Genomic DNA, 4388 nt, shown 5'->3' on the forward strand with positions numbered 1-4388 from the left:
CAGGTAGACGTGTGCTCGTTCTCGTCGGCCCGGGCTCTCGCCTCGACGTGATTCCGCTCGCCGACTGACGGCCGGACCGGAACAGCGTTGATGTGACGCGGATGTCGAAAAGGCTCACGGAGAACCGTCATCTGCGTCACACGAACGAAGCGTCCCGGCCGCACCCGGTTGGTATGGCGCGGATGTTGAAAAGGCTCACGGAGAACCGGCATCTGCGTCACATAAGTCGGTGGCGAGGGTGTGGTCGAGCGCCAGCTACCCCGGCCGTTGTGAACTGTCGAGCGGTGCACGACTCCGCCGCACGCCCCCCGCCGAGACTAGTTGACCGGCCCCGTCCACTTTTCTCCCGGCCCCTTACCGATCGGGTCGGGGATGACGGATGCCTCGCGGAACGCCAGCTGCAGGGAACGCAGCCCGTCGCGCAGGCTCCTGGCGTGCATGTCGCTGATCTCGGGAGCCCCAGCGGTGATGAGGCCGGCGAGCGCGTTGATGAGCTTCCGGGCCTCGTCGAGGTCCTGTTGCGTCGACGGATCGTCGGCGAGACCGCACTTCACGGCTGCTGCGCTCATCAGGTGGACGGCAGTCGTGGTGATGACCTCGACCGCGCCGACGTCTGCGATGTCGCGGGTGGCATCCGCTGCCGCGTCTTCAACATTGTCGTAGGGGGATTCGTTAGTGCTCAATGCCAACCTCTGCTAGAGTGTAAGACGGCTCCGGGACGACGTCCTGGTACGAAAGAGGATTTTTCCCACCCGCGCTTGACCGCTTCACTAAGGTTACCGGGTTGTTGTACTCCGCCAGACGCATGGATTCCATGCCGAGGTAGTCAGGGTACGAGCCGCTGCGATGGTGTTTAACCATCGCGGTTGCGGTGTGGCATTTCTCCTCTCTCGCCCGGTTCAGGCATCCGTCTGAATCAGTGGTCACGAGATTTCAGTTAGAGGAGTTACGCATTAGCGATCCCCGTACCAACGACCGTATCCGCGTCCCCGAGGTTCGCCTCGTGGGTCCCGCCGGAGAACAGGTCGGCGTCGTCAAAATCGAGGTAGCACTGCGCCTGGCGCAGGATGCTGACCTCGACCTCGTCGAGGTTGCCCCGAACTCCAAGCCACCGGTCGCAAAGATCATGGATTACGGCAAGTTCAAGTACGAGGCTGCGCAGAAGGCGAAGGAAGCCCGGCGCAACCAGGCGAACACGATCCTCAAAGAGGTCCGTTTCCGCCTCAAGATCGACAAGCACGACTACGAGACGAAAGTAAAGCGCGCTGAGGGGTTCCTCAAGGGTGGCGACAAGGTCAAAGCAATGATCCTGTTCCGCGGCCGTGAGCAGTCCCGCCCCGATCAGGGTGTTCGCTTGCTCCAGAAATTTGCCGAAGATGTCGCGGAGTTGGGCACAGTTGAGTCCTCTCCGACCATCGACGGTCGAAACATGGTCATGGTTATCGGCCCTCTGAAGAACAAGTCAGAGGCCAAGGCCGAGGCCAACGCACATCGTGCTGCCGACAAGGCAGCTAAGCAGGAGGAAAACAATGCCTAAGCAGAAGACCCACTCCGGCGCCAAGAAGCGATTCAAGCTCACCGGCTCCGGCAAGATCAAGAAGCAGCAGTCGGGCATGCGCCACAACCTCGAGGTGAAGTCCGGCCAGCGCAAGCGTCGCCTGAACGCCGACCAGCTTGTGTCGAAAGCCGACTTCAAGAACATCAAGAAGCTTCTCGGTCGCTAGACCAGACCCGTTAGGAATATAGACAAATGGCAAGAGTAAAAAGGGCGGTAAACGCTCACAAGAAGCGTCGGAAGATCCTTGAGCGGGCTGAGGGTTACCGCGGTCAGCGTTCGCGCCTGTACCGCAAGGCCAAGGAGCAGGTCACTCACTCCATGGTTTACGCGTACCGTGACCGCCGCCAGAAGAAGGGTGACTTCCGTCGCCTCTGGATCCAGCGGATCAACGCGGCATCGCGCGCCAATGGCCTGACGTACAACCGCCTCATCCAGGGTCTCGGCCTCGCCGGCATTGAGGTCGACCGTCGCATCCTCGCTGAACTCGCTGTTCACGAGCCCGCCACGTTCGCCGCCCTCGTCGAGAGCGCGAAGAAGGCCCTCCCGGCCGACACGTCGGCTCCGAAGGCTGACGCTGCGGCGTAGTCTCCTGCTTGTTCCAACGGGCATTCCGCTTTTGCGGGATGCCCGTTGTCGCGTTCATGGCGAGCCTCTCGGACCTCTCAGCTGCCGCTCCGTAGACTGACGTCGTGCTTGATAACCCACGTTCTCCGCGCGTCCGAGCGGTCGCCAAACTTGCCAAACGCCCAGGTCGCGCCGAGACGGGGCTATTCCTCCTCGAGGGCCCGCAGGCTGTCGCCGAGGCGCTGACCTTCCGCCCGCAGTTGTTCGTCGAGCTTTTCGCGACACCCACGGCTCTCGAGCGCTACACCGACATCGCTGAGAAGGCCGCCGCTGCCGACGTCGAGATCGAGTTCGTCTCCGAAGAGGTGCTCAACGTGATGAGCGACACCGTGACCCCGCAGGGGTTCATCGCGGTCGCCCACCAGTTCCCCACGTCGATGAAGGACATTTTCGCCGCGGACCCCAAACTCATCGCCATCCTCGAAGAGGTCCGCGACCCTGGCAACCTGGGAACGATCATCCGTGCCGCCGACTCCGCGGGGGCGGATGCCGTCATCCTGACCGGCCGCACCGTCGACCTGTACAACCCGAAGGTCGTGCGCTCGACGACCGGTTCGCTCTTCCATCTGCCGATCGCCGTGGGCGCTGAACTGCCCAATGTCATCCAGCGGGCCCGCGCTGCCGGGCTCACCGTCCTCGCCGCCGATGTCAAGGGCACCAGCCTGCTCGACGCCCGTGCCGACGGCACGCTGGCCGGTCCCACCGCCTGGCTCTTCGGCAACGAAGCCCACGGCCTGACCGACGAGCAGCTGCCGTTGGCGGATGCCGCAATCACGGTACCGATCTACGGTCACGCGGAGTCCATGAACCTTGCCACAGCGGCATCCGTCTGCCTGTACGAATCGGCGTTTGCGCAGCGTACTCCCGCGTCCTGAAAACGGTCAAACGTTTGGTTACAACTGAGTAACGGGGACTGCTCCGTCATGCGCGCGAAACATCGTGTCCCGTACGTTGGTTTCCATGGAACCAACGCTGATCCCGCACACCACAAGTGTGCCCGTTGCCAAACATGGCGAGCCTCTTGTCATCGTCGACGGAGTGAACAAACACTACGGTGAGCTGCACGTCCTGAAGGACATCAACACCTCGGTCGCTCGCGGCGAGGTGGTGGTCGTCATCGGCCCCAGCGGCTCAGGCAAGTCGACTCTCTGCCGCGCCATCAACCGGCTGGAGACGATCGACACCGGATCGATCACCATCGACGGTAAGAAGCTCCCTGAAGAGGGAGCCGAGCTCGCCCACCTGCGCGCCGACGTGGGCATGGTGTTCCAGTCCTTCAACCTCTTCGCCCACAAGACGGTGCTCGAGAACATCACCCTGGCGCCGCTCAAGGTCAAGAAGATGTCGAAGAAGGATGCGACGGAGCGCGCGATGACGCTGCTCGAACGTGTCGGAGTCGCCAACCAGGCCAACAAGATGCCCGCACAACTCTCTGGCGGACAGCAGCAGCGTGTCGCGATCGCGCGGTCGCTGGCGATGAGCCCCAAGCTCATCCTCATGGACGAGCCGACGAGTGCACTCGACCCGGAGATGATCAACGAGGTTCTCGACGTCATGGTCGGCCTCGCCAAAGAGGGCATGACGATGATCGTCGTCACCCACGAAATGGGCTTCGCGCGCAAGGCTGCCGACCGGGTCCTCTTCATGGCCGAAGGGGAAATCGTCGAAGAGGCAACACCCGAACAGTTCTTCACCAACCCGAAATCCGAGCGGGCGAAGGACTTCCTCTCAAAGATCCTCGAACACTGACCACCGGGCCACGGCGTCAGGCCCGGCCCGCTCCACTTGACCGTCCTCGGCGGTCGAGACACAGCACAAAACAAAGGAATGAGAAGCTGATGAAGCGTAAGAAGCTATCCCTGATCGCTCTCGGAGGAGCAGCGCTGCTCGCTCTCTCCGCTTGCGCGGGCGGCGATGCCGGCGGCGGTGCCGCGGCACCGGAGCCCGAAGAAACACCGACGTTCGAAGCGGGCACCACGATGGCGGAGCTCTCCGAGGCGGGGTCGATCACCATCGGAACCAAGTTCGACCAGCCCCTGTTCGGCCTCGTCGGCCCGAGCGGCGAGCCTGAAGGATTTGACGTCGAGATCGGCAAGATCATCGCCGCGAAGCTCGGCATCGCCGACGACAAGATCGAGTGGAAGGAGACGGTCTCCGCGAACCGGGAACCGTTCGTCCAGCAGGGTGAGGTCGACATCGTCGTCGC

7 protein-coding genes are annotated in these 4388 nt (G+C 62.7%); 6 read left to right on the forward strand and 1 reads right to left on the reverse strand.

The features are described 5' to 3' along the window. Nucleotides 1–317 precede the first annotated feature (317 nt). The gene (locus ACLQ62_RS08290; protein ID WP_354500841.1) at nucleotides 318–683 is read right to left on the reverse strand and encodes a DUF1844 domain-containing protein; all 366 of its coding nucleotides are present in this window, start codon (nucleotides 681–683) and stop codon (nucleotides 318–320) included. A gap of 269 nt (nucleotides 684–952) precedes the next feature. Here ACLQ62_RS08290 and infC point away from each other — a divergent pair, with 269 nt between their 5' ends. From infC to ACLQ62_RS08320, 6 genes are all read left to right on the forward strand, one after another. Beyond that, a complete protein-coding gene (gene infC, locus ACLQ62_RS08295) occupies nucleotides 953–1537 on the forward strand; it encodes a translation initiation factor IF-3 (protein WP_090710825.1) in 585 nt (194 codons plus the stop codon). Then, nucleotides 1530–1724 (forward strand): 50S ribosomal protein L35, encoded by a 195-nt coding sequence (gene rpmI / locus ACLQ62_RS08300; protein WP_411721172.1) that lies wholly within the window; start codon nucleotides 1530–1532, stop codon nucleotides 1722–1724. Before infC ends, rpmI begins: the two co-directional genes overlap by 8 nt. Nucleotides 1725–1750: 26 nt before the next feature. Beyond that, the gene (rplT, locus tag ACLQ62_RS08305; protein ID WP_121673378.1) at nucleotides 1751–2143 is read left to right on the forward strand and encodes a 50S ribosomal protein L20; all 393 of its coding nucleotides are present in this window, start codon (nucleotides 1751–1753) and stop codon (nucleotides 2141–2143) included. Between the two features lie 104 nt (nucleotides 2144–2247). Next, on the forward strand, nucleotides 2248–3057 hold the full coding sequence (locus ACLQ62_RS08310) for a TrmH family RNA methyltransferase (RefSeq protein WP_411721173.1): 810 nt from the start codon (nucleotides 2248–2250) through the stop codon (nucleotides 3055–3057). An 85-nt stretch (nucleotides 3058–3142) separates the two neighbouring features. Further along, nucleotides 3143–3931, forward strand: a complete 789-nt coding sequence (locus tag ACLQ62_RS08315; RefSeq protein WP_411721174.1) for an amino acid ABC transporter ATP-binding protein — start codon at nucleotides 3143–3145, stop codon at nucleotides 3929–3931. A gap of 89 nt (nucleotides 3932–4020) precedes the next feature. Then, a partial coding sequence (locus tag ACLQ62_RS08320; protein ID WP_411721175.1) for a transporter substrate-binding domain-containing protein occupies nucleotides 4021–4388 on the forward strand: 368 nt, incomplete at its 3' end.

Origin of the sequence: Mycetocola sp., from assembly GCF_046716805.1 — a bacterium.
In the GTDB taxonomy this organism is placed as follows: Bacteria; Actinomycetota; Actinomycetes; order Actinomycetales; family Microbacteriaceae; genus Mycetocola_A.